General features: G+C 72.2%; 23 protein-coding genes. 5 read left to right on the forward strand and 18 right to left on the reverse strand.

Going from position 1 to position 26,255, the window contains the following annotated elements; genetic code table 11:
• Nucleotides 1–17: 17 nt before the first annotated feature.
• The 8 genes from NOO62_RS07940 to infC form a co-directional block, all read right to left on the reverse strand.
• Nucleotides 18–1,079 carry a PP2C family protein-serine/threonine phosphatase gene (locus NOO62_RS07940; protein WP_268770193.1) on the reverse strand — a complete coding sequence of 354 codons (1,062 nt, stop codon included), beginning with the start codon at nt 1,077–1,079 and terminating at the stop codon, nt 18–20.
• Nucleotides 1,080–1,269: 190 nt separating this feature from the next.
• On the reverse strand, nt 1,270–3,798 hold the full coding sequence (gene pheT, locus NOO62_RS07945; protein ID WP_268770194.1) for a phenylalanine--tRNA ligase subunit beta: 2,529 nt from the start codon (nt 3,796–3,798) through the stop codon (nt 1,270–1,272).
• Nucleotides 3,798–4,928, reverse strand: a complete 1,131-nt coding sequence (gene pheS / locus NOO62_RS07950) for a phenylalanine--tRNA ligase subunit alpha (RefSeq protein ID WP_268770195.1) — start codon at nt 4,926–4,928, stop codon at nt 3,798–3,800. The genes pheT and pheS overlap by 1 nt, the downstream gene beginning before the upstream one ends.
• Nucleotides 4,929–5,086: 158 nt before the next feature.
• Nucleotides 5,087–6,229 (reverse strand): ATP-binding protein, encoded by a 1,143-nt coding sequence (locus NOO62_RS07955; protein ID WP_268770196.1) that lies wholly within the window; start codon nt 6,227–6,229, stop codon nt 5,087–5,089.
• An 80-nt stretch (nt 6,230–6,309) separates the two neighbouring features.
• Nucleotides 6,310–7,137, reverse strand: a complete 828-nt coding sequence (locus NOO62_RS07960) for a TrmH family RNA methyltransferase (RefSeq protein ID WP_268770197.1) — start codon at nt 7,135–7,137, stop codon at nt 6,310–6,312.
• Nucleotides 7,138–7,278: 141 nt separating this feature from the next.
• On the reverse strand, nt 7,279–7,662 hold the full coding sequence (gene rplT, locus NOO62_RS07965; protein ID WP_016642495.1) for a 50S ribosomal protein L20: 384 nt from the start codon (nt 7,660–7,662) through the stop codon (nt 7,279–7,281).
• Nucleotides 7,663–7,757: 95 nt separating this feature from the next.
• Nucleotides 7,758–7,952: a 50S ribosomal protein L35 gene (gene rpmI, locus NOO62_RS07970; RefSeq protein ID WP_268770198.1), complete on the reverse strand. Its 195-nt coding sequence runs from the start codon at nt 7,950–7,952 to the stop codon at nt 7,758–7,760.
• A gap of 106 nt (nt 7,953–8,058) precedes the next feature.
• On the reverse strand, nt 8,059–8,721 hold the full coding sequence (gene infC / locus NOO62_RS07975) for a translation initiation factor IF-3 (RefSeq protein ID WP_268775508.1): 663 nt from the start codon (nt 8,719–8,721) through the stop codon (nt 8,059–8,061).
• Nucleotides 8,722–9,179: 458 nt separating this feature from the next.
• Here infC and NOO62_RS07980 point away from each other — a divergent pair, with 458 nt between their 5' ends.
• Nucleotides 9,180–9,563, forward strand: coding sequence for a DUF1844 domain-containing protein (locus NOO62_RS07980; RefSeq protein ID WP_268770199.1), 384 nt, complete (start codon nt 9,180–9,182; stop codon nt 9,561–9,563).
• A 10-nt stretch (nt 9,564–9,573) separates the two neighbouring features.
• On the opposite strand, the gene NOO62_RS07985 is transcribed toward NOO62_RS07980, so the two are convergent.
• From NOO62_RS07985 to NOO62_RS07995, 3 genes are all read right to left on the reverse strand, one after another.
• Nucleotides 9,574–10,317, reverse strand: coding sequence for an SseB family protein (locus tag NOO62_RS07985; protein WP_268775509.1), 744 nt, complete (start codon nt 10,315–10,317; stop codon nt 9,574–9,576).
• A 65-nt stretch (nt 10,318–10,382) separates the two neighbouring features.
• Nucleotides 10,383–11,591, reverse strand: coding sequence for a type VII secretion-associated serine protease mycosin (gene mycP, locus NOO62_RS07990; RefSeq protein ID WP_414930779.1), 1,209 nt, complete (start codon nt 11,589–11,591; stop codon nt 10,383–10,385).
• On the reverse strand, nt 11,588–12,826 hold the full coding sequence (locus NOO62_RS07995) for a hypothetical protein (protein WP_268770200.1): 1,239 nt from the start codon (nt 12,824–12,826) through the stop codon (nt 11,588–11,590). Before NOO62_RS07995 ends, mycP begins: the two co-directional genes overlap by 4 nt.
• Before the next feature lie 837 nt (nt 12,827–13,663).
• Between NOO62_RS07995 and NOO62_RS08000 the strand changes: the two genes are divergently transcribed.
• A complete protein-coding gene (locus NOO62_RS08000; RefSeq protein WP_268770201.1) occupies nt 13,664–14,866 on the forward strand; it encodes an amino acid deaminase/aldolase in 1,203 nt (400 codons plus the stop codon).
• A 24-nt stretch (nt 14,867–14,890) separates the two neighbouring features.
• Here the strand turns inward: NOO62_RS08000 and NOO62_RS08005 are convergent, their stop codons facing one another.
• The 6 genes from NOO62_RS08005 to NOO62_RS08030 form a co-directional block, all read right to left on the reverse strand.
• Nucleotides 14,891–15,847 (reverse strand): DUF2510 domain-containing protein, encoded by a 957-nt coding sequence (locus NOO62_RS08005; protein ID WP_268770202.1) that lies wholly within the window; start codon nt 15,845–15,847, stop codon nt 14,891–14,893.
• Between the two features lie 46 nt (nt 15,848–15,893).
• A complete protein-coding gene (locus NOO62_RS08010; protein ID WP_268770203.1) occupies nt 15,894–17,204 on the reverse strand; it encodes a haloacid dehalogenase-like hydrolase in 1,311 nt (436 codons plus the stop codon).
• A 22-nt stretch (nt 17,205–17,226) separates the two neighbouring features.
• A complete protein-coding gene (locus NOO62_RS08015) occupies nt 17,227–18,543 on the reverse strand; it encodes a haloacid dehalogenase-like hydrolase (RefSeq protein ID WP_268770204.1) in 1,317 nt (438 codons plus the stop codon).
• A 90-nt stretch (nt 18,544–18,633) separates the two neighbouring features.
• Nucleotides 18,634–19,413, reverse strand: a complete 780-nt coding sequence (locus NOO62_RS08020; protein ID WP_268770205.1) for a 3-oxoacyl-ACP reductase — start codon at nt 19,411–19,413, stop codon at nt 18,634–18,636.
• Nucleotides 19,414–19,417: 4 nt separating this feature from the next.
• Nucleotides 19,418–20,770 carry an aldehyde dehydrogenase family protein gene (locus NOO62_RS08025; protein ID WP_268770206.1) on the reverse strand — a complete coding sequence of 451 codons (1,353 nt, stop codon included), beginning with the start codon at nt 20,768–20,770 and terminating at the stop codon, nt 19,418–19,420.
• An 8-nt stretch (nt 20,771–20,778) separates the two neighbouring features.
• Complete coding sequence (locus tag NOO62_RS08030; RefSeq protein ID WP_268770207.1) at nt 20,779–22,149, reverse strand: glutamine synthetase family protein; 1,371 nt, start codon at nt 22,147–22,149, stop codon at nt 20,779–20,781.
• A 75-nt stretch (nt 22,150–22,224) separates the two neighbouring features.
• Between NOO62_RS08030 and NOO62_RS08035 the strand changes: the two genes are divergently transcribed.
• The 3 genes from NOO62_RS08035 to NOO62_RS08045 all read left to right on the forward strand — a co-directional run bounded on the left by NOO62_RS08035 (nt 22,225) and on the right by NOO62_RS08045 (nt 25,297).
• Nucleotides 22,225–22,974, forward strand: coding sequence for a FadR/GntR family transcriptional regulator (locus tag NOO62_RS08035; RefSeq protein WP_268770208.1), 750 nt, complete (start codon nt 22,225–22,227; stop codon nt 22,972–22,974).
• A gap of 137 nt (nt 22,975–23,111) precedes the next feature.
• Complete coding sequence (eat, locus tag NOO62_RS08040; protein WP_268770209.1) at nt 23,112–24,557, forward strand: ethanolamine permease; 1,446 nt, start codon at nt 23,112–23,114, stop codon at nt 24,555–24,557.
• Between the two features lie 35 nt (nt 24,558–24,592).
• The gene (locus NOO62_RS08045) at nt 24,593–25,297 is read left to right on the forward strand and encodes a gamma-glutamyl-gamma-aminobutyrate hydrolase family protein (protein WP_268770210.1); all 705 of its coding nucleotides are present in this window, start codon (nt 24,593–24,595) and stop codon (nt 25,295–25,297) included.
• Here the strand turns inward: NOO62_RS08045 and NOO62_RS08050 are convergent.
• Entirely contained in the window at nt 25,266–26,255 is a 990-nt protein-coding gene (locus NOO62_RS08050) for a phosphotransferase (protein ID WP_268770211.1), read from the reverse strand. The two genes, NOO62_RS08045 and NOO62_RS08050, sit on opposite strands and share 32 nt — an antisense overlap.

Genomic DNA, 26,255 nt, shown 5'->3' on the forward strand with positions numbered 1-26,255 from the left:
TTACAGTGCGGCGGCCCTCATCGGCGCCGTTCGTCCCGCCGTCTGCCCGACAACTCCATGGCGGGGCGGGCGGCGCAGGCCGTCTCCCGCTGCTGCGGAGGGACTCTCGTGCGGTCGTTGCGCAGGACGAGCAGCGTCGCGTCGTCGGACGGCAACCTGCCGGTGTGGCGCAGGAGCTGGGCGTAGACCGTGCGGATGACGCCCTGCGGGGAGACCGGTGGGACGCGGGCCGCGTCGGCCAGCACGGCCCGCAGCGGGAAGAACGTCCCCGTGGCGTCACGCGCGTCCTCCATGCCGTCCGTGTGCAGGACGAGCGCCTCGCCGGGCAGCAGCCGTCCGCAGTCGAGCACCGGCAGGTCGGCGGGGAGCGGGAAGGCCCCGAGCGGCGGCAGCGGATCGCTGTCCGTCAGGGGCCGCGCGGTGCCGCTCAGCAGATGGGGCCAGGGGTGGCCGCAGTTGAGGGCGGAGATCCCGCCGTCCCCGTCGATCTCCAGGAGCAGGACGGTGACGAACTCCTCGGCCACCGGGGTCTCCGGCGGAGCGCCGCCGTACGCCGGGTGCTCGGCCCGCGCGCGTTCGCGCAGGTGCCGGTCCAGCGCCCGGTCCAGGCGGCGCAGCACACGGGGCAGTTCGGGCTCGTCGTGGGCGGCCTCGCGGAAGCTGCCGAGCACGGCGGCGACGGTCGAGATGGCGGCGAGACCGTGCCCCCGGACGTCACCCATCACGACACGCACTCCGTGGTCGGTGGCCGCCACCTCGTAGAGATCGCCCCCGACGGAGGCGCCGCGTGACGCGGAGAGCCGCCCGGCGGCGAGCGCGAGGCCTTCGACGCGGGGCGGCAGGGGCCGCAGGAGTACGTTCTGCGTGGCGCCCGCGACCTCGCGCAGCTGCCGCAACTCCCGCAGCAGCGCCCACCGGACGTGCAGTATCAGCCCGGCCCCGACGGTGAGGAAGACGGCGCTGCTGACGATCCGCGCCCCCAGGCTCTCCGCCTGGGCGAGCGGGCAGGCCAGTTTGTACGTGACGGCGAAGGCACCCCACACCGCGGGCAGGACCAGCGACCTCCCGAGACGGATCATGGCGGTGGCCCCCCTCCTGGGTTCAGCGCACAGGCCCACCCGTATGGCCGGACTGATTGTGTCGACCACATGGGCCGATCGGGCCAGAGTGCCGATTGAAGTCACTCAAACGAGTGAGGGACTCATCCGTTGGTCCGGATGAGCCCCTCTTTGCGCCCCTTGTGCGCCTGTTATCGCCTACGGGCAGTCACTACGCTCCGCGCAGCACCGCACCCGTCCGCTCGGCCGCGAGAGCGACAGCGGCGTCACGGGCCGCGGAGGCCTCGTCGACGGTCAGCGTGCGGTCGGCCGCGCGGAAGCGCAGCGCGTACGCCAGGGACTTCTTGCCCTCGCCGATCTGCTCGCCCTCGAAGACGTCGAACAGCCGGATGGACTCCAGGAGTTCACCCGCGCCGCCCCGGAGGTAGTACTCGACCACGGCGGCCGGCACCTCCTTGTCGACGACCAGCGCGACGTCCTGCGTGGCCACGGGGAACGTGGAGATCCGCGGCGCCCGCAGCACCCCTTCGCGGGCCTGCTCCAGGCGGTCGAGGTCGAGCTCCATCGCGCAGGCGCGCGCGGGCACACCGAACGCCTTGATGACGCGCGGGTGCAGCTCACCGGCGTGGCCGACGGAGACGATGTCCCCGGCGACGACGGCCTTCAGCTCGGCGCAGCGGCCCGGGTGCCACGGGCCGTACTGCCCCTGGTCGACGATGAGCTCGACACCGGCCTCGCGGGCGATGGTCCGCGCCGCCTCGACGGCGTCGGCCCAGTCGGCCGGGCGGCCCTTGCCCCACCAGCCGGCCTGCTCGCGGGCGCCCGCGAGGACGACGGCGGCGTGCCGGGGCTGGACGGGCAGCGCCGCGGTGAGGGACGCGATCTCCTCGTCGGTGGGACGCCGGTCGACGGGCAGACGCCCGGCGACCTTCAGCTCGTCCTGCGGGTGGAAGACCAGACCCGTCTCGAAGAGCGCCAGGTCGTGCGAGCCGCGGCCGTCGTTGCGGCGCAGCGCGGAGAGCAGGCCCGGCAGCAGCGTCGTGCGGAGCGCGGGCTCCTCGTCGGAGAGCGGGTTGACGAGCTTGACCACGCGGCGGTTCGGGTCGTCCGCGTCCAGGCCCAGCTGGTCGAAGACGCCCTCGCCGAGGAAGGGGTAGCTCAGCGACTCCACGTAGCCCGCACCGGCCAGCGCGCGGCCGACGCGGCGGTGCAGCCGCTGCCGCTCGCTCAGGCCGCGGCCCGCGGGGGGCTTCGGCAGGGTCGAGGGCAGGTTCTCGTACCCCTCGAGGCGGATGACCTCTTCGGCGAGGTCGTTCGGCTCGGCGAGGTCGGGGCGCCACGACGGGACGGTGACCGTCAGGTCGTCCTGGCCGTAGACGTCGCAGCCGACCTGCTGAAGGCGGCGTACGACGGTCTCGCGGCCGTAGGCCACACCGGCGACGCTGTCCGGGTGGTCGGCGGGCATCGTGATCGTGCGCGGCGCGGTCGGCGCGATGACCTCGGTGACACCGGCCTCCGCGCTGCCGCCCGCGAGGAGCACGAGCAGGTCGACGGTGCGCTGTGCGGCGGCGGCCGCGGCCTGCGGGTCGACGCCGCGCTCGAAGCGCTTGGACGCCTCGGAGGCCAGCTTGTGGCGGCGCGCGGTGCGGGCGATGGAGATCGCGTCGAAGTGCGCGGCCTCGACGACCACCTCGGTGGTGCCGCGGACCTGCCCGGTCTCGGGGTCGGTCTCCGAGTCCGCGATCTCGGTGTTCGCGCCGCCCATGACGCCCGCGAGGCCGATCGGGCCGCGGTCGTCGGTGATGACCAGGTCACCGGCGTCCAGGACGCGCTTGGTGCCGTCGAGGGTGGTGAACTTCTCGCCCTGCTCGGCCCGGCGCACGCCGATCGTGCCCTGGACGCGGGAACGGTCGTACGCGTGCAGGGGCTGGCCGAGCTCCATCATCACGTAGTTGGTGATGTCGACGGCGAGCGAGATCGGGCGCATGCCGACCTTCTGCAGACGGCGCCGCAGCCAGATCGGGGAGCGCGCCTCGGGCTGCAGGCCCGTGACGGTGCGCGCGGTGAAGCGGTCGCAGCCGAGCGGGTCGGCGATCTTGACCGGGTAGCCGAAGGAGTTCGGCGCGGGCACGTCGAGGAGCGCCGGGTCACGCAGCGGCAGGCCGTACGCGATGGCGGTCTCGCGGGCGACGCCGCGCATCGACAGGGCATAGCCGCGGTCGGGCGTGACGGCGATGTCCAGGACCTCGTCGACGAGCTCGAGGAGCTCGATGGCGTCGGTGCCCGCCTCGTGCTCGGGCGGCAGGACGATGATGCCGCCGCTGCCGTCGTCGCCCATGCCCAGCTCGTCGCCGGAGCAGATCATGCCGTGCGACGTCTTGCCGTACGTCTTGCGGGCGGCGATGGCGAAGTCGCCGGGCAGGACGGCGCCGGGCAGGACCACGACGACCTTGTCGCCGACGGCGAAGTTACGGGCGCCGCAGACGATCTCCTGCGGCTCGCCGGTGCCGTTGGCGGTACCGACGTCGACGGTGCAGAAGCGGATGGGCTTCTTGAAGCCCTCCAGCTCCTCGATGGTGAGGACCTTGCCCACGACGAGCGGGCCCTTGAGGCCCGCGCCGAGCTGCTCGACGGTCTCGACCTCGAGGCCGACCTCGATCAGCTTGGCCTGCACGTCACGGCCGGTCTCGGTGGCGGGGAGGTCGACGTACTCCCGCAGCCAGGAAAGCGGGACCCGCATCAGATCTCCATCCCGAACGGCCGGGTGAACCGGATGTCACCCTCGACCATGTCTCGCATGTCTTCGACGTTGTGGCGGAACATCAGCATCCGCTCGATGCCGAACCCGAAGGCGAATCCGCTGTACTTCTTGGGGTCGACGCCACAGGCGGTGAGCACCTTGGGGTTGACCATGCCGCAGCCGCCGAGCTCGATCCAGCCCTCGCTGCCGCAGGTGCGGCAGGCGCGGTCGGGGTTGCCGACGGACTCGCCGCGGCACACGTAGCAGACCATGTCCATCTCGGCGGACGGCTCGGTGAACGGGAAGTAGTTCGGCCGCAGCCGGGTCTTCATGTCCGGGCCGAAGAGCGCCTGGACCATGTGGTCGAGGGTGCCCTTGAGGTCGGCCATGGTGAGGCCCTCGTCGACGGCGAGCAGCTCGATCTGGTGGAAGACCGGGGTGTGCGTGGCGTCGAGCTCGTCCGTGCGGTACACGCGGCCGGGGCAGACGATGTAGACCGGCGGCTCGCGGCGCTCGAGGAGCGCGCGGGCCTGTACGGGCGAGGTGTGCGTACGCAGCACGACACCCGATTCGTCGCCCTCGGTCCCGTTCGGACCCTGGACGAAGAAGGTGTCCTGCATCTGCCGGGCCGGGTGGTCGGGCGTGAAGTTCAGGGCGTCGAAGTTGAACCACTCCGCCTCGACCTCGGGGCCCTCGGCGACCTCGTAGCCCATCGAGACGAAGACGTCGGCGACGCGCTCCATCATCGTGGTCAGCGGGTGCCGGGCGCCGGCGGGCGTCCTGTCGTACGGCAGCGTGACGTCCACCGCCTCCTCGACCAGGACGCGGGCGTCGCGCTCGGCCTCGAGCTCGGCCTGGCGGGCGGCCAGGGCCTTGCTCACGGCGCCGCGCGCCATGCCGACGCGCTTGCCCGCCTCGGCCTTGGCCTGCGGGGGCAGCGCGCCGATCTCGCGGTTGGCGAGCGCCAGCGGCGACGTGCCGCCGGTGTGCGCGACCTTGGCCTCCTGGAGCGCGTCGAGGGAGTCCGCGGCGGCGAGGGCGGCGAGCGCCTCGTCCCGCATCCGCTCGATCTCTTCAGGTTTCAGTGCCTCGACCTCAACAGGGTCGTACGACTTGTTCGGTGCCGACATCTCTTCCCGTGCTTCCGGTTGGCTGGCGGATGGGTCCCCGTCAACGACTCGGAGACAAGCTGTCCCAGGTGTGGGGACACAAAGTGCCAACGACCGAGTCTAACGGGGGTGCGGTGAACGAATGAGCCCGCGGGCTGCGCAGGGCGTCCTCTACAGGGTCACTGGAGATACGCCGGGGCCCCCACGGGCAACGTAAATCGGAATCGGGCGCCGCCGCCGGGTGCGCGGCCGACGGTGATCGTCCCGCCGTGCACTTCCACGATGCCCTTCACGATGTACAACCCCAGTCCCGTCCCGCCGCGCTTGCTGCCCCGCCAGAAGCGGGTGAAGACGCGGCCCATCGACTCCTCCGGAATGCCGGGACCTTCGTCGCTCACGGTCACGGCGGTCTCGGCGCCGCCCCGCTCGCGCGCGGACGAGGAGGGCGCCACCTCGATGGTGACGGTTCCCTCGCCGTGCCGCACGGCATTTTCCAGCAGGTTGCTGAGCACCTGGTCGACCTTGTCGGGGTCCGCCCAGCAGTCGGGCAGCGGCCGCTGGACCCGGACGAGGAAGCGGTCCGCGTCCTGCCCTGCGGCGACGTGCGCCTGGATGTGGCGGCCGACGGCGGCACCTATGTCGACGGGCTGGCGGCGCAGCTCAAGGCGTCCGGAGTCGATGCGGGAGATGTCGAGGAGTTCGGCGATCAGCCGGGTGACGCGGTTCGCGTCGGCGTCGACGGTCTCCAGCATCAGTTTCTTCTGGTCGTCGGTGAACCGCTCCCACTTGGCGAGCAGCGTCGCGGTGAAGCCCTTGACGGAGGTGAGCGGCGAGCGGAGCTCGTGGGCGACCGTGGCGATCAGCTCGGCGTGGCTGCGCTCGGTGCGGCGGCGGGCCTCGGTGTCGCGGAGGGAGACGACGACGCGGCGGACGGGGCCGGTGCGGGTGGTGCGGACGTAGCGCGCGGAGACGAGGACTTCGCGGCCGCCGGGCAGGAGGAGGTTGCACTCTGGCTGGCCGACGCGGATGGCGAGGCCGCCGTAGGGATCGGTCAGCTGCCACCAGCGGCGGCCTTCCAGGTCCTCTAACGGGAGCGCGTGCTCCAGGGGCGTTCCGAGGGCGTCGGCCGCCGGCAGGGCGGTGATCCGCGCCGCCGCCGCGTTGAAGCAGATGATGTGGCCCGTCTCGTCCGCGACGACGAGCCCGTCGGGCAGCTCGTCGGGGTCGAGTCCGAGGCCGCCGAGGTCACCGGGACCACCGTGGTCCGCGCGAGCACGGACGAGGTCCTGTACCCCCGGTGCTCTGCTCGTGCCCACACTCATTCCCCGTACCCCACCTCTCGGACCTGTCGGGGCCCCCGAGCCCGTCACACTACTAGCTCGATGTGACGGAGCGGACCCCCTCAGCGAGTACTGGAGGCGCGCTGGGCGCGGGCCGACGCGTAGAGGCACACGGCGGCGGCCGTCGCGAGGTTGAGGCTTTCGGCTCTGCCGTGGATCGGAACACGCACCACGGCGTCCGCGAGTGCGCGGGTCTCCTCCGGCAGCCCCCACGCCTCGTTGCCGAAGATCCAGGCGGTCGGGGTGCCCATGGTGCCCTTGTCGAGCTCCGCGTCGAGGTCGTCCTCACCGGCCCCGTCGGCGGCGAGGATCCGTACGCCCGCGTCCTTGAGCCCCTGCACGGCCTGCTCGACGGGTACGCCCACGGCGACCGGCAGATGGAAGTGCGAGCCGACCGAGGCACGCACCGACTTGGGGTTGTAGAGGTCCACGGAGGCGTCCGTGAGGATCACGGCGTCGGCGCCCGCGGCGTCGGCGCAGCGCAGCACGGTCCCGGCGTTCCCGGGGTCGCGTACGTTCGACAGGACCGCGACGAGCCGGGGCCGGGCGGCGAGGATCTTCTCGAAGGGCACGTCGAGGAACCGGCAGACGCCGACGAGGCCCTGCGGGGTGACGGTCGTCGAGATGTCGGCGATGACGTCCTCGTCGGCGAGGTGCACGCGGGCACCGGCGGCGCGGGCCTCCCCCACGATGTCGGCGTACCGCTCGGCGGCGTCGACGGTGGCGAACAGCTCGACGAGCGTCTGCCCGTGCCCGGCGGCCTCCCGCACGGCCTGCGGCCCCTCGGCGAGGAACAGTCGCTCCTTGCTCCGGAAGTTCCGCTTGGCCAGCCGCCGCGCGGCACTGACACGGGGCGACCTGGCGGAGATCAATTCAGGAGCGGCAACCATCAATACTCACCTCGGGTGCAGCGCCCTTGAAAGGGGCGCGGGCGGCAGCGAACGGACGACGGCGGACAAGGGGCCGAACACAGTCGAACCCGCAAGCCGACCGGCCTGCGGGTCCGAATACACGCTGAGCTCAGCGCGGCGTCACGCGGCCTTGGGCGCGTTGACGTCCGACGGCAGCGCCTTCTGCGCGACCTCGACGAGCGCGGCGAACGCGTTCGCGTCGTTGACGGCCAGCTCCGCGAGGATCTTGCGGTCCACCTCGATGTTGGCGGCCTTCAGACCCTGGATGAAGCGGTTGTAGGTGATGCCGTTGGCGCGGGCAGCGGCGTTGATGCGCTGGATCCACAGCTGACGGAAGTCGCCCTTGCGCTTCTTGCGGTCGTTGTAGTTGTAGACCAGGGAGTGGGTGACCTGCTCCTTGGCCTTGCGGTACAGGCGCGAACGCTGGCCGCGGTAACCGCTGGCCTGCTCGAGGATCGCCCGACGCTTCTTGTGGGCGTTGACTGCCCGCTTGACGCGTGCCACTTGTTAACTCCTTGTAGCTGGGTCACCTGCGTGACCCGAGAACGGCTTGGTCCCGATGGTCGGTCGGCTGCGCCCCGGGGGTGCGGGGCGCGCCGTCACATACCGAGGAGCTTCTTGGCCTTGGCGGCGTCCGCCGACGACAGCTCGACGGTGCCGGCGAGACGACGGGTCAGCGTCGACGACTTGTGCTCCAGGTAGTGGCGGCGGTTGGCACGCTGCCGCAGCACCTTGCCCGAGCCGGTGACCCGGAAACGCTTCTTGGCACCGCTGTGAGTCTTGTTCTTCGGCATAGCGCCGTTCTCTCCTCGTCAGGGGCACTCCGATGCCCGGTCGTGAAACCGGGCATCCGGGAGCCAGATATGTCGATTGGTGTCCTCTGGACCTGCGTCCGGAGGATCAGGCCTCGGCAGGAGCCTCGGCCGGGGCCTCGGCGGGAGCCTCGTCGAGCTCCTCCCCCTCGGCGGAGTTCTGCGAGCGGCCCGGGTTGGCCTTCGCGTCCGCCTTGCGGGCCGCCTGGGCCTCACGGGCTTCGGCCATCGCCTCGGTCTTCTTCTTGTGCGGACCGAGAACCATGATCATGTTTCGGCCGTCCTGCTTCGGGTTCGACTCGATGAACCCAAGGTCCTCGACGTCCGAAGCGAGACGCTGCAGCAGTCGGAAGCCCAGCTCGGGGCGGGACTGCTCGCGACCACGGAACATGATCGTGATCTTGACCTTGTCGCCCTGCTTGAGGAACCGGACGACGTGACCCTTCTTGGTGTCATAGTCGTGCGGGTCGATCTTCGGCCGGAGCTTCATCTCCTTGATGACCGTGTGCGCCTGGTTCTTGCGCGCCTCACGGGCCTTCATGGCCGACTCGTACTTGAACTTCCCGTAGTCCATGAGCTTGCACACGGGCGGCCGGGCGGTCGCCGCGACCTCGACCAGGTCAAGGTCGTACTCCTGCGCGAGCTCCAGGGCCTTGGCAAGCGGAACAATTCCGACCTGCTCGCCACTGGGGCCGACAAGTCGCACCTCGGGAACGCGAATCCGGTCGTTGATGCGGGGCTCGGCGCTGATGGATCCTCCTCGGTAGCACCACGCGACCGTCTGGCGGACAGCCGCGTTACGTCTGTTTTCGATGGACCTAACCGATTCGGCGCACAAAAAATGCCCCGGCCGGAACACAGGCGGGGCTCCTCACATACCGGAGCACCACCACGGTGTACCGCGGGGCGCGTCTGACAATTCCATCGTCCGTACGGAACGATGGGACCGTCTGACCGGTGACCCGCCGCCCTCAGGGCGGCCAGGTGGGAGATTCGGAGCCTCCACTTGCGGGTTGACTCACTACGGAGCCAACCGGTCGCTGTCCAGAATACCAGCACTTCGGGGGCTCCACGCCCCGGCCGGTATGGTCCTCGTCATGCCGCCCCCGACAGCCACGACACAGCTGTGGTCCCGGGCGGCGCCTCACGGAGCCCGTTTCTCGCCATCAACTACGCTTACACCGTTTCGGCCCTCAGGAAGATGTGAGCATGAGCGACACGACCCCCACCCCCGAGTCCGCTGCCCCCGGGGCCGACTCCCCCGACTTCGACACCCTGACCCGTGACATCGCGGACGTCCCCGCGGTCGAGGTGATCACCACGGTGGCGGTCCACCTGATGAGCGCCGCCGCGGTGAACCTCGGTCTCGCCGAGGGCGGCGAGGGTCACAAGGACCTGGACGAGGCCCGCAAGCTGATCCACTCGCTGGCCGGGCTGCTCGACGCGAGCGCCACGGAGGTCAGCTCGTTCCACGCGGCTCCGCTGCGCGACGGCCTGAAGTCGCTGCAGCTGGCGTTCCGCGAGGCGTCGGTGGTGCCGGACGAGCCCGGCCAGGCCCCCGGCGAGAAGTACACGGGCCCGGTCTTCGGCTGAGCCGGTCGTTTCACACCGTACGTACGTAGAGGGGCTCGCCCGGTGGCGTCGCCTCGGCCGGCAGGAGTGCCAGGTCGAGGCCGCGCACCAGGCGGGCCCTCAGTGTTTCGTCGGCGGCGATCCGCCGGGCCACGCGCTGGGCGGCCTCGGCCGGGTCCGCGGCGGGGTCGAGGACGAGGGCGAGGGTGCCGTCCGCGCTGCCGGGGCCGAGGTGGGCGCGGAGCACGGCGGGCTCGGCGGCGACGGCGGCACGGACCGCGTCGGTGACGGCCGGGTCGGCGAGCGGGTCGGCGCTGGCCCGGCCCTCGGCGAGGGCGAGCAGCGCGGAGCGGCCCAGTTCGTAGGGGACGGGGCCCGCGAGGTCGAGGACGATGGTGTCGGCCTGCTCGTGGACGGCGGCCTGCAGCGCCTGGTGGAGGGGTACGGCGACGGGGCGGGCGGCCGGGTCCCACAGGGCGAGGGCCTCGATGGAGGTGAAGGCGGGCAGGGCCTTGCGGTCACCGGCCTTGAGGGTGGGCACGGCCATGTCGCTGGTCTTCTCGCGGCGCAGACCGTTCTCGTCCTCCTCGACCTCGCCGAGCACGGCGACGACCGGTACGAGGAGCCGGGCTCCGGCGAGGGCTTCCAGGACGGGCCCGTGGGCCGTACGGTCCGCGGCCCATCCGGCGAGCGCCGCGGCCAGCCGGGGATCGGCGGTGCCGTCGTCGTCGGAGAAGCCGGGGTCGGGAATGTTCTTGTTCGCCGTGTTCGCCATGTTCGCCACGGCATCGACCCTACAGAGTGGCTGTGCGGGGCGGTGAGCCACCCGGCCCCGCCGGGTCAGGCGCGCCGGGACGTCCGCGGCCTGGTGCGCCAGAGGTGGACCGCCAGGGCGAGGAGTGCGACGCCGAGGGCGCCGGCCGTGGGGCCGAGCCAGGCCGCGGGGCCGTCGTCGGACGTGGTTTCGTCCGGGCCGCTGCCGTAGTACTTCGTGCCGTACGTCGCCGTGCGCTGCCCCTGCGGTTTGATCCGCCCGGCGCGGTCCAGCGCGGCCGCCGGGTCGATCAGGCCGAAGCCCCGTGAGTCGTCGCGGCCGCCGGAGGGGGCGTCGCGGGCCGTGTCCTCCAGGATCTCCTTGATCTGCGCGGGCTTCAGGGCGGGGTGCGCGGCGCGGATGAGGGCGACGGCGCCCGAGACGAAGGCGGAGGCGGCGCTGGTACCCCAGCCTTCGTAGTACTTGCGGTCGGGGTCGGCGATGACGATGTCGTCGCCGGGTGCGGCGACGGTGGCGTACCAGCGGCGGGTGGAGAACGAGGCGCGGGCGCCGTTCTCGTCGACGGCCGTCGCGGCGATCACACCGGGGTAGGCGGCCGGGTACGAGATGTGATCGCCGCGCTCGCCGCCGTTGCCCGCGGAGGCGACGACGGCGACGCCCTTCTTCAGGGCGTACTGGACGGCCGCGTCCTCGTCGGGCTCGGGGTGGGCGGACTTGGAGTCGTCGCCGAGGGAGAGGTTGATGACGTCCGCGCCGTGGTCCGCGGCCCACCGGATGCCGTCGGCGAGGGCGTTGCCGCGGGTGTTGCGGGCCTTCTTGCGGGCGGGATCGCCGTCCTCGAGGATCACGCGGACGGGCAGGATCCTGGCCTCGGGCGCGATGCCGAGCACGCCGTCCGTACGGCCTTCCCCATGCCCGTGGCCCGCGATGATGCCGGCCATGGCGGTGCCGTGCCTGGCCCAGGGCCGGTCGCCGCGGCCCGCGCCGAAGCCGACCATGTCCGTGCCTTCGAGGACGTTGCCCGCGAGGTCCGGGTGCTCGGCGTCTATGCCGGTGTCCAGGACGGCGACGGTGATGCCCCGGCCCTTCGTGGTCTGCCACACCTGGCCGGTGTGCATGGCGTCGAGGCCCCACTGCTGGGCGCGGATGCCGTCGTCGGCGTGGGCGGTCGTGGCGGTGACGGGTATGAGTGCCAGCGCCGTGGCCAGCACCGCGGCGACGCCCGTCCGGCGGCGCGCCCTCGTCACCCGCCGCCCCTCATCCGGGCGCCTCACGACGGCTTCTCCGCGGCCGCGATGGTCTTGCGCAGGCCCCGTTCGACGCGGTCGGCGATGCCCTTCGCCTCGTGGCCGAGGCCGGACTGGGCCGGTGCCGACGTGGTGTTGCTGCCCATGGCCTCCGTGGCGGGCTCGGGGTCCGTGACGGCGCGGCCGTCGGCGAATCCGGAGACGGCGTACGCGATGACCGGGGCGTCCGGCAGTACGGACATCACCCAGGTCGCCCGCTGCGAGTCTCCGAAGCCCTCGGCCTCGGTGCCCTTGGCCGCGTACGCGCGCGGCATCAGGTCGGGGCGCCGGTCGAGTCCCTCGTCCGTGAAACGGTTCCGCAGCGTCTGCATGGCGTCGGCGTCCGCCTTGGTGAACAGCAGGCCGACGGTGGTGACATGGCTGCGGGTCGCGTCCGCGTAGGTGGCGCGGAGCAGGCGCAGGCAGCCGACCGGTGCGAGGACCTTCTGCAGCAGCGGGTCGAAGGCGTTCGCGCAGCCGCTGTCCGGGGCGACGGCTATGCGGGTCCAGGAGCGGTCGGCGCCGCCGGGGCCCGCGCCCTCGCCCTTGAGCTCGGGCGGGAAGAGCCGGTCGACGGGGACGCTGTGCCAGAGGGCGCCGGTGACGGCGTACGCGCTGCGTGTGGTGCCGCCCGCCACGGACTCGCCGGTCAGCCAACTCCCCGTCGCCGCACCGCCGATGAGACCGAGTCCGAGCACGACGCAGACGACGGCGGCGGCGGCGCGGGGCCGCGCCCAGGTGCCGATGGGGCGCAGCCGGGTGGTGCTGTCGTCGTCCATCGCGGGCCGCGCGAACGCCACGAAGGGCCGCCCGGCCCCGGGCCCCGGCGACAGATCGACGGCACCGACGGCACGGCGCGAGGCGGTCCCCCGCACCGCTTCCGTACCGGCACGCGAGCTCCCGGCGACCGCCCGCAGCGCCGGAACCTTGTCGGGCCGCCCGGGGAGGACGGGCCCGGGGTCCTGGCTCACGGCCGACTTGCCGGTGGCGCGCGGCTGTTGCGCCTCGGGCACGAGCGGGGACGTGACCGTGCTCGTGCTCGCCGGAGGCTCGGCGGGCGGCGGCGGGGCGTCGGGCAGGCGGGCGGAGGCCGGTGGGGGCGGGGCCGGGACCGTGGCGCCGGAGGCTTCCCGTTCCGCGCGGGCCTTCTCGAAGGGGGCGAGGAGGTCGTGTATGAGCGCCGCCCGGCCGGGCTCCGCGTCACCGCGTGAGGGTGCGAGCACCCAGTCCTGATCGACGGGCGGCCGAACATCAGGAAAGCGAGCGGACGCCACGGGCGGCGGCTCGGCCGCTTCGTGGGATGGGGCCGTGGGCGGATCCGATGGGGCCGTGGACGTAGCTGGCGGTGCTGAGGGGCGGGTCGCGGAAGCCGTGGGACGGGTTGGCGAGACCTCGGGGTGGGGCGGTGAAGCCGCAGGGCGGGTCGGCGAGACCTCGGGGTGGGCCGGTGGAACCGTGGGGCGGGTTGGCGGCGCCTCGGGGTGGGCCGGTGGAACCGTGGGGCGGGTTGGCGGCGCCTCGGGGTGGGCCGGTGAAGCCGCGGGGCGGGTCGGCGGGGCCTCGGGGTGGGCCGGTGGAACCGTGGGGCGGGCCGACGGAGCCTCGGGGCGGGCCGACGGAGCCTCGGGGCGGGCCGACGGAGCCGACGGCCGGGACGGCGGAGCCTCGGGGCGGGCCGACGGGGCCTCCGGACGGGCCGGTGGGGCCGTGGAGTGGGGCGGCCGGGACTCCGGGCGCGGGTGGATCGATGTCGTCGCGGCGTGGGGCGGTGGGGACTCGGGGCGCGGGTGGGTCGGTGGGGCCGAGGGGTGGGGCGGCGTGGTGGGGCGCGGGGGGACGGGGTTGCCAGGCGCCTCCGTGCTCATGCTCCCCCCGTTTCCTCGCGCTCGGCCGGCCGGAGCGCTCGGCGGGCGAGGCTCCGTGCGCACCGCTCGGCCAGGCTCCGTGCGCGTCACTCTACGGGCAGACACAGGGCGTACGGGAACTCGGTCCGCACCCCCGGGCGATCTGCCCGGATCATCCCCCTACCCTCGGGTAATCGTGTCTGGCAGGCTTCGCCCATGACTGCCCGTGCCGCAGACCGGGCCCGTTACGACCGGGCCACCGCACACCTCGACGCCCCCGTCGCCATCGTCGATCTGGACGCCTTCGACGCCAACGCCGATGACCTGGTGCGGCGGGCCGGGGGCAAGCCGATCCGGGTCGCGAGCAAGTCCGTGCGCTGCCGTGCCCTGCTCGAACGGGTCCTCGCGCGCGACGGCTTCGCCGGGCTCATGTCGTTCACGCTCGGCGAGTCGCTGTGGCTGGCCCGCTCCGGCTTCGACGACGTGCTGCTCGCCTACCCCTCCGCGGACCGCGCCGCGTTCGCCGAGCTGACCGCCGACCCGAAGCTCGCGGCCTCCGTGACCGTGATGGTCGACGACCCGGCCCAGCTGCGGCTGATGGACGAGGCCAGGGACGGTGGGACCGAGGAGGTGCGGGTCTGTCTGGAACTGGACACCAGCTTCAGGGCGCTGGGCGGCAAGGTGCGGATCGGCGCGCTCCGCTCACCGCTGCACTCCCCCGTACAGGTCGCCGCCCTGGCCCGCGCCGTCGAACGGCGTCCCGGCTTCCGGCTCGTGGGCGTCATGGCGTACGAGGGCCACGTCGCGGGCGTGGGCGACGCCGTCGACGGGCACCCGGCGCGCTCGCGGGCGGTCCGCATGATGCAGACCGCGGCCCGCAAGGAGCTCGCCGCGCGCCGCGCGGAGACGATCGCCGCGGTGCGGGCGGTCGCGCCGGGCCTGGAGTTCGTGAACGGCGGCGGTACCGGCAGCGTGCAGCACACCGCGGCCGAGCACGCGGTCACGGAGATCGCCGCGGGTTCGGGACTCTTCGTGCCGCGGCTCTTCGACAACTACACGTCGTTCAGTGGTCGTCCGGCCGCACTGTTCGCGCAGCCCGTGGTGCGGCGGCCCGGCGCGGGCACCGTGACGGTGCTCGGCGGCGGCTATCCGGCGTCGGGCGTCGCGGGCACGGACCGCTCCCCGGAGCCGTACCTCCCCGAAGGGCTGCGGTACGACGCGCAGGAGGGCGCCGGCGAGGTGCAGACGCCGCTGCACGGGCCCCCCGCGGACGACCTGCGGATCGGCGACAAGGTGTGGTTCCGGCACGCCAAGGCCGGGGAGCTGTGCGAGCGGTTCGAGACGCTGCACCTGGTCGAGGGCGACCGGGTGACGGGGAGCGTCCCGACGTACCGCGGTGAGGGCCGTACGTTCCTCTGACCGATCCCGAACGTGACGTACCCGCTACGGCGTCGGCTCGACGTCGTTGCCCACGCCGCCGCCGGTCCCGCTGTCGTCGACCGAGCGGATCCCGTCGGTGATCTCGTCGAGGACGGAGACGGGCGGCGCGCCGTCACCCGCGCCGACGTTGAAGCGGACCATGACCATCGACTCGGAGCCGACGCTCGACGCGAAGGACAGCGACTGGACGTATCCGCCGTCGCCCTTCGCCGTGTGGACGCGCCAGCGCACGAAGTATCCGCTGCGGCCCGCGACCGCGACCTGGCCTTCCTTGACCTTCTCGTGGCGGGTGATGCCGCCGTAGGGCCGGTTGTCCAGCTTGTCCTTGTCGTAGGCGGCGTCCGCCGCGTCCTCGATGTCGCCGAGGGCGAGGGCCTTGGGGTCCGTCTCGTCCGTGCCCGTCACCGTGGTCGACGTGACGGTGCCCTCGCGGCAGAGCCCGGAGTCGCCGGGGCAGTCGACGATGTCGGGGGTCTGGATGGTCGCGCCGCTGCCGAAGGAGTCGTCGTCCTTCTCCCAGCCGTCGGGCACGGGGAGCGTGATGCCGTTGAGGTCGTCGACGAGGGTGTCCGGGTCGGGGTCGGTGGTCGGCGCCTTCGACTCCTCCTTCGAGGCGACCGGCTCCGGATCGTCCTTCGCGGGCGCGCTCGGCGCCGGTGTGCCGCCCTGCGGGTCGTCGTCGCCCCCGGCGAGGGTGACGGCGCCCGCGACGATGGCTCCGACGAGGACGACCCCGGCGACGCCGAGCGCGACGACCTTCGCCCGGCGTCCGCCGCCGCCCGACGCCACCGGCATGACCGACGTCGTGTCCTGCGGCGGCCCGAACCCCTGCTGTGCCGGGGCGGCCTGGGCGTACTCGGGCGTCCGCCGGTGCTCGGTCCAGGCGGCTCCGTCCCACCAGCGCTCGGCGGACGGCTGGTGCGGGTCCGGGTACCAGCCGGGCGGGGTCGACATGCTCATCCCGGCACTCTAAGACGTGCCGCGAAGATCAGTACACCGAGTCCGATCAATGCACCCGGTCCTGTTGGTCCGGCACCACCGAGCCGTCCTCCCGCCGCACCGGCCCCTTGTTCCCGTCGTGCTCGTTGTACGCGGCGGTCGAGCACGGGTACGTGCCGTCCTTGCGCGGCAGCGGCTCGATGAACATGGGGTTCACGACCCAGCGGCCGTCCTCGTTGTCGTACGCACGGCACATGAACTCGCTCTTGTTGCGGTTCAGGACGAGGTGCGAGCCCGTGGCGTCGCCGACGAACGTCACGTCCGTGTCGGCGTCGCCGCCACCGAGGGCGATGCGGTGCTTGAAGTCCTGTTTGTCCCAGGCCTTCTTGCCCTTGATCCTGAAGATCTCCTGGTTGATCCAGCAGCGCTTGCCGTCGATGTACGGGATGGCCTCGCCCTTGTTGACGGGGACGCCGCCGCAGCCCTGGTTCCAGGTGGTGATGCGGCCCTTGCGGTCCAGGACCGAGCGGATGGCGACCGTGTGCTTGCGGTCGATCCCCACGCTCCTGGACCACACCTCGGTGACCGGCTCCGAGCCCGCCGAGACGATGTAGACGTCGAACCCGGCCTTCTTGAGCGTACGGATCAGGTCGCGCTGCTGGTCGTAGTAGCGGACGTAGCCGGGGATCTCGTGCGTGCCGACGGTCTGGGTGGCGCCGACGGGGGCGGCGAGCGCCTCCTTGCGGGCCTTCGCGGCGTACGACTCCAGCTCGGGGACGGTGTGCCCGGCGAAGAGCTGCGGCACCCAGGCGTACTGCGGGACGGTGTGCCGGTGGTCCCACTCCCCCGCGAACGCGGCGGCGCCGCTCATCGTCTTTCCGTCCTCGCGGACCTCGAAGATCTCGTCGGCGCAGGCACGGTTCCTGGAGGTGGGCAGCGGCTTGCCGACGGGGACCTTCGTGCCGCACGCCTCGGTGAGCGCGCGGTCCGCGTCGTCGGTCATCCACTTACTGGTGGACTTCCAGCTCTTGGGGCGCAGGATCTTGTCGTGCCGCAGCGACCAGGCGATGGTCGCGTCGGTGACGTCGTTCTTCGTGATGGTGTTGTCCCAGTCGAACGCGGCGACCGGGCGCTTGCTCCTGCCGTGGCCCAGGTCGGGGTTCGCACAGGTGCCGCGCTCGTCGATGGTCCGCTGGAGCTTGGCACGGTTGTTGCCGTACCACTCCAGCTTCTTCGACAGCTGTGGGCAGTCACCGCCCGCGGTGCGGGAGTTCATGGGGTGCGCGGCCGTGGCGGCGGCCGCGGGGAGTGCTGCGGGTACGGCCGCCAGGGTGGCGGCCGCGGCCAGAGTCAGCGCCAAAATGTTTCTGTTACGCATGTGAGTGGACCGTACATCAGTCCTACGAGCCTGACGACGCCGTCGACGCCCCGTACACCGTGTCCCTCTGATCGGGGATCACGGAGCCGTCCCCACGGCGCACCGGGCCCTGTCCGCCGTCCCGTTCGGTGTATCCGGTGGAGGCGCACGGGTAGGGGTCGGCCTTGCGGCCCTTCGGCTCGATGAACATGGGGTTCACCAGCCAGCGTCCGTCGCCGTTCTCGTAGGCGCGGCACATCAGTTCGTTCTTGTTGCGGTTCAGTACGAGCCTGAGGGCGGTGGCGTCGCGCAGGAAGGAGACGTCCGTGTCGGAGTCGCCCGCCGCGAACACCTGTCGCTTCGCGGCCGGTTGGACCTTCTCGGCCGCCGCGCCGCGCACGCCGAGGATCTCCTTGTTGATCCAGCAGCGCTTGCCGTCGATGTACGTGATCATCGAGTCGTCGCCGTCCCTGACGGTGCCGCAGCCCTTGAGGTGCGCGGTCAGCTTCCCGTGCGCGGTGACGTTGCGGATGCCGAGGGTGTGGCGGGCGTCGACGCCCACGGCGCGCCCCCACACCTCGGCGACCGGCTCGGGCGACGCGGAGACGACGTGGACGGCGAACCCGGCCTTCTTGAGCGTACGGATCAGGTCGCGCTGCTGGTCGTAGTAGCGCACCCAGCCCGTGACCCGGTGACTGCCGACCTGCTGCTCCGCTCCGACCGGCGCCGCGAGGTTCTCCTTGCGGGCCGCGGCCGCGAACTGCTGCACCTGGCGCGTGGACCAGCCGCGGGTGAGCTGGGCGAGCCAGGCGTACTGCGGTTCCATGCGGCGGTGGTCGAACCCGGCGAAGGCGGCCTTGTCGGAGGTCGTGGTGCCCTCGCTGTAGACGGAGAGGATCTCGTCGGCGCAGGCGGTGTCGCGGTGGGTGGGCAGGGTGGTGCGGGTGGCGGGGCAGGCCTTCGAGAGGGCCTTGGCCGCGGTGTCGCTGAGGTAGCGGCTCGTGGTGTGCCAGTCGCCCCGCTCGGGCGTGCGGATCTTGCCGTTGCGCAGCAGCCAGAAAATGGTGGCGTCGCCGATGTCGTTCTTGATGACGGTGTTGTCCCAGTCGAAGATGGCGACGGGCTTGGCGCCACCCTTGCCTCCCCCGCCTTCACCGCATCTGCCGTACTGGTCCACCATGCGCTGGATCCGCGCCTTGTTCTTGCCGTACCAGCCCGCGGAGACGGTCGGCGTGGGGCACTTGTCGGCCTTCGGCCGGGCGTGCTGCGTTGCTTCGGCGGTGGCCTGGACGCCGAGGAGCCCGGCCCCCGCGACGGCGAGCACGGCGGCTGCGGCGGTGCAGCGGCGCTTGAGGTTCATGTACACGCTCCCGTGTCTACGCAGGTCAGCCGGGCGTCGTGCGACGCCCGGCTGACGGGTGGATGGCTGCTGGGTGAACTACGGGGACGCCTACAGCGGCGTGACGTACGCCCCCGTGAGACCGCCGTCGACGAGGAAGTCCGTCGCGTTCACGAACGAGGAGTCGTCGCTGGCGAGGAACGCCACCGCGGACGCCATCTCCTCGGCCTCCGCGAAGCGGCCCACGGGGATGTGCACGAGGCGGCGGGCGGCCCGCTCGGGGTCCTTGGCGAACAGTTCCTGGAGGAGCGGCGTGTTGACCGGGCCCGGGCAGAGCGCGTTGACGCGGATGCCCTCGCGGGCGAACTGCACGCCGAGCTCGCGGGACATGGCGAGGACGCCGCCCTTGGACGCGGTGTAGGAGATCTGCGAGGTCGCCGCGCCCATCCGGGCCACGAACGACGCGGTGTTGATGATGGAACCCTTGCCCTGGCGCCGCATATAGGGGATGGCGGCCTTGCAGCACAGGTACACGGAGGTGAGGTTGACGTCCTGGACGCGCTTCCAGGCCTCCAGGCCGGTGTCCAGGATGGAGTCGTCGTCGGGCGGCGAGATGCCCGCGTTGTTGAACGCGATGTCGACGGAGCCGTACGTGTCGAAGGCCGTCTTGAAGAGCGCATCGACCTGCTCGGCGTCGGTGACGTCGACCTTCACGAAGGTCCCGCCGACCTCGTCGGCGGCGGCCTTGCCCGCGGTCTCGTCGATGTCGCCGCAGACGACGTTGGCGCCCTCCGAGGCGAGGCGGCGCGCGGTGGCGAGGCCGATGCCGCTGCCGGCGCCGGTGATGACGGCGGTACGGCCCACGAGGCGGCGGCAGATGTTTTCTGTCATGGGTTCAGGCCTCCGTGCTGATGAAGACGTTCTTGGTTTCGGTGAATGCGGCGAGCGCGTCGGGGCCGAGTTCGCGGCCGAGCCCGGACTGCTTGTAGCCCCCGAAGGGGGTCCAATAGCGCACGCTGGAATGCGAGTTGACGGACAGGTTGCCTGCCCTGACCGCACCGGACACGCGCAGGGCGCGGCCGACGTCGCGCGTCCAGATGGAGCCGGACAGGCCGTGGTCGGTGGCGTTGGCGAGGCGGATCGCGTCGGCCTCGTCGTCGAAGGGGATGACGACGGCGACGGGCCCGAAGACCTCCTCCGTGGCCACCGGCGAGTCCGGGTCGACGTCGGTGAGCAGCGTCGGCGGGAACCAGAAGCCGGGGCCCTCGGGCGCCGTCCCGTGGATGCCGTCGCCAGGGGTGACGTAGGAGCGGACGCGGTCCAGCTGGGTCCTGGAGATCAGCGGGCCCATCTGCGTCTTCTCGTCGGTCGGGTCGCCCACGACGATGGACTCGACGGCGGGCGTGACGACCTCCAGGAACCGGTCGTACACCGAGCGCTGCACGAGGACACGGGTGCGGGCGCAGCAGTCCTGGCCCGAGTTGTCCAGGTACGACATGGGGGTGGCCAGCGCCGCCGCTTCCACGTCGGCGTCGGCGAAGACGATGTTGGGGCTCTTGCCGCCGAGTTCGAGGGTCAGGCGCTTCACGCGGTCGGCGCACCTGGCCATGATCTGCTTGCCGACGCGGGTGGAGCCGGTGAACACGATCTTCGCGACGCCGGGGTGCTCGACGAGCGCGTTGCCCGCGACGCCGCCCTCGCCGGGCAGGACCTGGAAGAGGTTTTCGGGCAGGCCCGCTTCGATGGCGAGTCCGGCGAGGCGGAGCGCGGTGAGCGGGGTGGTCTCGGCGGGCTTGAGGATGACCGCGTTGCCGGCCGCGAGTGCGGGGGCGGTGCCCCACGCGGCGATGGGCATCGGGAAGTTCCAGGGGGCGATGACGCCGACGACGCCGAGGGGTTCGAGGACGGTGACGTTGAGGCCGCCGGTGACGGGGATCTGCCGGCCGTTGAGGCGTTCGGCTCCCCCGGCGGCGTAGTCGAGGAGGTCGCGGACGTTGCCCGCTTCCCAGCGGGCGTTGCCGATGAGGTGGCCCGCCTCGCGGACCTCCAGCCGGGCGAGCTCCTCGATGTGTGCGTCGACGGTGGTGGCGAAGCGGCGCAGGAGGCGCGCGCGGTCGGCGGGGGCGGTGGCCGCCCACTTCTCCTGGGCCCTTGCGGCCCGTGCGACGGCGGCGTCGACGTCCGCCGCGGTGGCGGCCCGGACGGACGCGACGACCTCTTCGGTCGCCGGGTTGAGTACCTGCAGCAAGTCGTTCCTCACATGCGTTCGAAGGAGCGGCGGAGCTCCCAGTCGGTCACCGCGGAATCGAAGGCGTGCAGCTCGACCCGCGCCATGTTGCGGTAGTGCGCGACCACCTCGTCGCCGAAGGCGGCCTTGGCGATGGGGCTGTTCTCCCAGAGCTCGGCGGCCTCGCGCAGGGTGGTGGGGACGTGCTCGTACTCGCCGGTGTAGGCGTTTCCCGTGCACTCCTCGGGCAGTTCGAGCTTTTGTTCTATTCCCCACAGGCCCGCGGCGACGAGTCCCGCGACGGCGAGGTGCGGGTTGACGTCTCCGCCGGGCAGCCGGTTCTCGAACCGCATGGAGCGGCCGTGGCCGACGACGCGGAGCGCGCAGGTGCGGTTGTCGAATCCCCAGGCTGCCGCGGTCGGCGCGAACGTGCCGGGCTGGAACCGCTTGTAGGAGTTGATGTGGGGCGCGTAGAGGAGGGAGAAGTCGCGGAGCGCGGCGAGCTGGCCCGCGAGGAAGTGCCGCATGACGGGTGACATGCCTCCGGGGTCGTCCGCGGAGCCCGCCATGACGTTGGTGCCTTCGGCGTCCTGCAGCGAGAGGTGGATGTGGCAGGAGTTGCCCTCGCGCTCGTTGAACTTGGCCATGAAGGTGAGGGAGACACCTTCCTGGGCCGCGATCTCCTTGGCGCCGGTCTTGTAGATGGCGTGCTGGTCGCAGGTGACGAGGGCCTCGTCGTACTTGAACACGATCTCGTGCTGGCCGGGGTTGCACTCGCCCTTGGCCGACTCGACGATCAGCCCGGCGGCCGCCATGTCGTTGCGGATGCGGCGCAGGAGGGGCTCGATGCGGCCGGTGCCGAGGACGGAGTAGTCGATGTTGTACTGGTTGGCGGGCGTGAGGTCCTTGTACCCGGCGTCCCAGGCCTGTTCGTAGGTGTCCTTGAAGACGATGAACTCGAGCTCCGTGCCGACGTGCGCGGTGTAGCCGAGCTCGGCGAGGCGCTCCAGCTGGCGGCGCAGGATCTGCCGGGGCGCGGCGACCACGGGCGAGGAGTCGCTCCAGGCGAGGTCCGCGATGAGCATCGCGGTGCCCTCGTTCCAGGGGACACGGCGCAGGGTGGAGAGGTCGGCGTGCATGGCGAAGTCGCCGTAGCCGCTGTCCCAGGAGGACATCGCGTAGCCGTCGACGGTGTTCATGTCGGCGTCGACGGCGAGGAGGTAGTTGCAGCCCTCCGTGCCGTGTTCCAGGACCTCTTCGAGGAAGAAGCGGGCGGCGAACCGCTTGCCCTGGAGTCGTCCCTGCATGTCGGGAAAGGCCAGGACGACCGTGTCGATCTCGCCGCTCGCGACGAGGGCCTTCAGCTCCTCGACGGCCAGCGGGGGTGTGCGGTCTGCCACGGGAAAAGCCTCCTTGGGTCAGCCGGGAGCCATAAGGTATTGCCGAGAACCATTGCTTGGGAAGGGGGTACGGAGATGTCGCACCCGGAAGAGGGCACGGCGGCGCCCGCACCGGACGACGAGCGCCTGACGGCGGTGCTGCGTCCGGTGCGGGCGGGCAACGGCTTCGAGGAGGCCCTGGAGCAGATCCTCCAGGTCGTCCGCCTCGGCCTGGTGCCCGGCGGCGAACGCCTGCCGTCGGAGCGGGAGCTCGCCGACCGCCTCGGCATCAGCAGGGTCACGCTGCGCGAGGTCCTGAAGGTGCTGCAGGACCAGGGCTTGGTCGAATCGCGGCGCGGGCGGTACGGCGGCACGTTCGTGCGGCCGCGCCCCGAGGCGCAGGGCGAGGACGAGCTGCGGCGCCGCATCAAGGACGTCGACGTCGAGGACGCGCTGCGCTTCCGCGAGGTCCTCGAGGTCGGCGCGGCCGGGCTGTGCGCGGCGCACGGCCTGACCGGCGGGCAGGCGGACCGGCTGCGCACGGCGCTGGACCGGACGCACGACGCGCCCCTCGCCGAGTACCGGCGCCAGGACACCCTGCTGCACCTCACGCTCGCCGAGCTGTGCGGGTCGCCGACGCTGACCGCGCAGTACGCGGCGGTCCGCGCGACCGTCAACGACCTCCTGGACTGCATCCCGCTGCTCGTACGGAACCTGGAGCACTCGCAGCGCCAGCACACGGCGCTCGTCGAGGCGGTGCTCGACGGGGACGCGGACGGGGCGCGGGAAATGATGCGGGAGCACTGCTCGGGGACGGCGGCGCTGTTGCGGGGGTTCTTGACGTAAGGGGCGCTTACTGGCGTACGGCTGCGTGAGGGCCTGTTAACCACCGGGTAACGCACGGGTCTTGCTTTCTCGCCCCCGGCACGGCAAAGGTATGCATCCGTTCCATTGAGTCGCCCCGCCTGCCGAGGAGCCGTGCCATGACCATGGATTCCACCCCGCCGAAACCAGCCGAGCCCGCGGACGACTACCTGGAACGCAGGACGCTGCGCCGGGGCAGCGCGGGCTGGCTCCTGCTCACCGGCCTCGGCGTCGCCTACGTCGTCTCCGGCGACTACTCGGGGTGGAACTTCGGCCTCGCGGAGGGCGGCTTCGGCGGCCTCGGGATCGCCATGGCGCTCATGGGCGTCATGTACGCGTGCATGGTCTTCTCGCTCGCCGAGCTCTCGTCCGTCCTGCCGACGGCGGGCGGCGGCTACGGCTTCGCGCGGCGGGCGCTCGGCCCGTGGGGCGGCTTCCTGACGGGCACGGCGATCCTCATCGAGTACATCCTGGCGCCGGCCGCGATCTCCATCTTCATCGGCGACTACGTCGAGTCGCTCGGCCTCTTCGGCCTCAGCTCCGGCTGGCCGGTCCACCTCGCCTGCTTCGTGATCTTCATCGGCATCCACCTGTGGGGCGTCGGCGAAGCGCTGCGCTTCAGCTTCGTCGTCACCGGCATCGCGGTGGCCGCGCTGCTGGTCTTCGCGGTCGGCGCGTTCATGGACTTCGACGCGTCGAAGCTGAACGACATCCCCGTGGAGGCGGACGCCTTCGGCTCCAACTCGTGGCTGCCGATGGGCCTGTTGGGCATCTGGGCGGCGTTCCCGTTCGGCATGTGGTTCTTCCTGGGCGTGGAGGGCGTACCGCTCGCCGCCGAGGAGACCAAGGACCCGGCGCGCACCCTGCCCCGCGCGATCCGCTGGTCGATGGCCATCCTCGTCGTCCTCGCCCTCCTCACCTTCTTCGCCTCGTCCGGCGCGCGGGGCGCGAACGCGATCCAGGACGCGGGCAATCCGCTGGTGGAGGCGTTGCAGCCGGACGGCGAGGCGACGGCGCTCAGCCGCATCGTCAACTACGCGGGCCTCGCGGGCCTGGTCGCCTCCTTCTTCTCCCTCATCTACGCGGGCTCGCGCCAGCTCTTCGCGCTCTCCCGGGCGGGCTACCTCCCCCGCTTCCTCTCGCTCACCAGCAGCCGCAAGGCCCCCTACCTGGGCCTGCTCGTCCCGGGCGCCATCGGCTTCGGCCTGGCTGCGGCGACGGGGGACGGCGCCCGGATGCTCAACGTCGCGGTGTTCGGCGCGACCATCTCGTACGCCCTGATGTCCCTCTCGCACATCGTCCTGCGCCGCCGCGAGCCCACCCTCGACCGCCCCTACCGCACTCCCGGCGGCATCCTCACGTCGTCCGTGGCGCTGGTCCTCGCCTGCGCGGCGCTGGTCGCGACGTTCCTGGTCGACGTCACGGCGGCGCTCATCGCGCTCGGGGTGTACGTGGTCGCCCTCGCCTACTTCGGCGTCTACAGCCGCAAGCACCTGGTGGCGCGCGCACCGGAGGAGGAGTTCGCGGCGCTGGCGGCGGCCGAGGCAGAGTTGGAACGCAACTGATCAGCAGGACCCGAGCACGACGTCGAAGGAGAACGGTGAGGGAGAACGCAGTGACCGGCGGCAAGCCGCTGATCGGGGTCAGCACGTACCTGGAGTCCTCGGTGAGCTGGGGCGTGTGGCAGCTGCCCGCGGCCGTCCTGCCGGCCGGCTACCCGCGCCTCGTACGGGCGGCGGGCGGCCTCACCGCGATGCTGCCGCCGGACGACCCCGCGCACGCCGCCGAGGTCGTCGCCCGCCTGGACGGCGTGGTCGTCGCGGGCGGCCCCGACGTGGCACCCGAGCGGTACGGCGCGGCCCGTGAGGAACGCACAGGACCGCCCGCACCGGAGCGGGACGCGTGGGAACTCGCCCTGATCGAGGCCGCGTTGGGCTCCGGGACCCCGCTGCTCGGCATCTGCCGTGGCATGCAGCTCATGAACGTGGCACTCGGCGGGACACTGGTCCAGCACATGGACGGCCACGTCGAGGGCATCGGCGTCTTCGGCACGCACACGGTGAAGCCGGTCCCCGGCACTCTTTACGAGTCGGTCGTACCGGACGCGTCCACGGACGTCCCGACCTACCACCACCAGGCGGTGGACCGCCTCGGCAGGGACCTGGTGGTGTCGGCGTACGCGGAGGACGGCACGATCGAAGCGGTCGAACTCCCCGGCCCGGCCTGGGCGTTGGGCGTGCAGTGGCACCCGGAGATGGGCGAGGACACGCGCGTCATGGCAGCGCTGGTCCGAGCCGCGTCCTGAGCCAGGCGACGGCGGCCGCGCCCTGGGCGGCCTGGAAGGCGCGCAGGGTCGGCAGTCCCGGCGGGGCGGGCTTCAGGGACCCGCGTACGAGGTAGCTCGCGAAGGCGGCGAGCGTGGCGGTCACACCGCGCGGATCCGCGGCGCGGCCCAGGGGGTGGGCGGTGAACACGTCCTCCGGGTCGGGTCCGCCCTGCGCCCGCACGCACGGCAGCATGAAGAGCAGGTCGGTCCAGGGGGCGGCGCGCACGGCGTGCGGCCAGTCGACGAAGACGACCCTCCCCTCGGCGGTGATCAGCATGTTGTCGGCGCGCAGGTCGGCGTGGACGAGGGTGTCTCCCGCGGCGGCCCCGGTCCAGGGGGCGGCGAGTTCGGCGAGCGCGTGGAGGTTGCGGCGCACCCACGGGTCGAGCCGCGCACCGGCCGCGCCGTCAGCTTCCGCTTCGGCCTCGATCAGCCGCTCCCACCCGCGGAAGCTCTCCCTCTCCGTATCCACGACGGGCCGTACGTCGATGGGCGCGGGCGTCAGCGCGGGCGTCAGCGCGTACGACAGCTGCGTCACCGCGTCGAGCACGAGCCCGAACTCGTCGGCACGCCAGGGCACGTGCGGCTGGCGGCCTTCGATGTCCTCAAACACGAGAGCGACCCAGAGCCCGTCGTCGTAGGAGGCGAGGAGCCGGGGCGCGGGCACGTGGTCCGGCAGGGCGGCGGAGTTCCGGGCCTCGGCGCGGTGCAGCTCAGGGCTGCCGGGGTTGGCCTCGGCGCTGACGGCCTTGACGAAGGCGCGCCGCCCGTCGCCGAGCCGCACGCGCGCCGCCACGCCGGGCGAGAACCCGCCGCGCTGCGTGACCGCGTCGACCACGGGCGCGCCGAGCACGCTCTCCAGCTCTCCCCGTACGTGTGCGGGGAGCTCTTCCCAGGGGGTGCGGACGCCGGTGGCCGGGGGCGCGAGGGGAAACAC

Origin of the sequence: Streptomyces sp. Je 1-369 (genome assembly GCF_026810505.1) — a bacterium.
GTDB lineage: Bacteria > Actinomycetota > Actinomycetes > Streptomycetales > Streptomycetaceae > Streptomyces.

Bases quoted from the DNA above. Each gene is read 5' to 3' on its own strand.
- NOO62_RS07940 (WP_268770193.1), bottom strand. From the start codon at position 1,079: ATGATCCGTCTCGGGAGGTCGCTGGTCCTGCCCGCGGTGTGGGGTGCC.
- pheT (WP_268770194.1), bottom strand. From the start codon at position 3,798: ATGCGGGTCCCGCTTTCCTGGCTGCGGGAGTACGTCGACCTCCCCGCC.
- pheS (WP_268770195.1), bottom strand. From the start codon at position 4,928: ATGTCGGCACCGAACAAGTCGTACGACCCTGTTGAGGTCGAGGCACTG.
- NOO62_RS07955 (WP_268770196.1), bottom strand. From the start codon at position 6,229: ATGAGTGTGGGCACGAGCAGAGCACCGGGGGTACAGGACCTCGTCCGT.
- NOO62_RS07960 (WP_268770197.1), bottom strand. From the start codon at position 7,137: ATGGTTGCCGCTCCTGAATTGATCTCCGCCAGGTCGCCCCGTGTCAGT.
- rpmI (WP_268770198.1), bottom strand. From the start codon at position 7,952: ATGCCGAAGAACAAGACTCACAGCGGTGCCAAGAAGCGTTTCCGGGTC.
- NOO62_RS07980 (WP_268770199.1), top strand. From the start codon at position 9,180: ATGAGCGACACGACCCCCACCCCCGAGTCCGCTGCCCCCGGGGCCGAC.
- NOO62_RS07985 (WP_268775509.1), bottom strand. From the start codon at position 10,317: ATGGCGAACACGGCGAACAAGAACATTCCCGACCCCGGCTTCTCCGAC.
- NOO62_RS08000 (WP_268770201.1), top strand. From the start codon at position 13,664: ATGACTGCCCGTGCCGCAGACCGGGCCCGTTACGACCGGGCCACCGCA.
- NOO62_RS08005 (WP_268770202.1), bottom strand. From the start codon at position 15,847: ATGAGCATGTCGACCCCGCCCGGCTGGTACCCGGACCCGCACCAGCCG.
- NOO62_RS08010 (WP_268770203.1), bottom strand. From the start codon at position 17,204: ATGCGTAACAGAAACATTTTGGCGCTGACTCTGGCCGCGGCCGCCACC.
- NOO62_RS08015 (WP_268770204.1), bottom strand. From the start codon at position 18,543: ATGAACCTCAAGCGCCGCTGCACCGCCGCAGCCGCCGTGCTCGCCGTC.
- NOO62_RS08020 (WP_268770205.1), bottom strand. From the start codon at position 19,413: ATGACAGAAAACATCTGCCGCCGCCTCGTGGGCCGTACCGCCGTCATC.
- NOO62_RS08035 (WP_268770208.1), top strand. From the start codon at position 22,225: ATGTCGCACCCGGAAGAGGGCACGGCGGCGCCCGCACCGGACGACGAG.
- eat (WP_268770209.1), top strand. From the start codon at position 23,112: ATGACCATGGATTCCACCCCGCCGAAACCAGCCGAGCCCGCGGACGAC.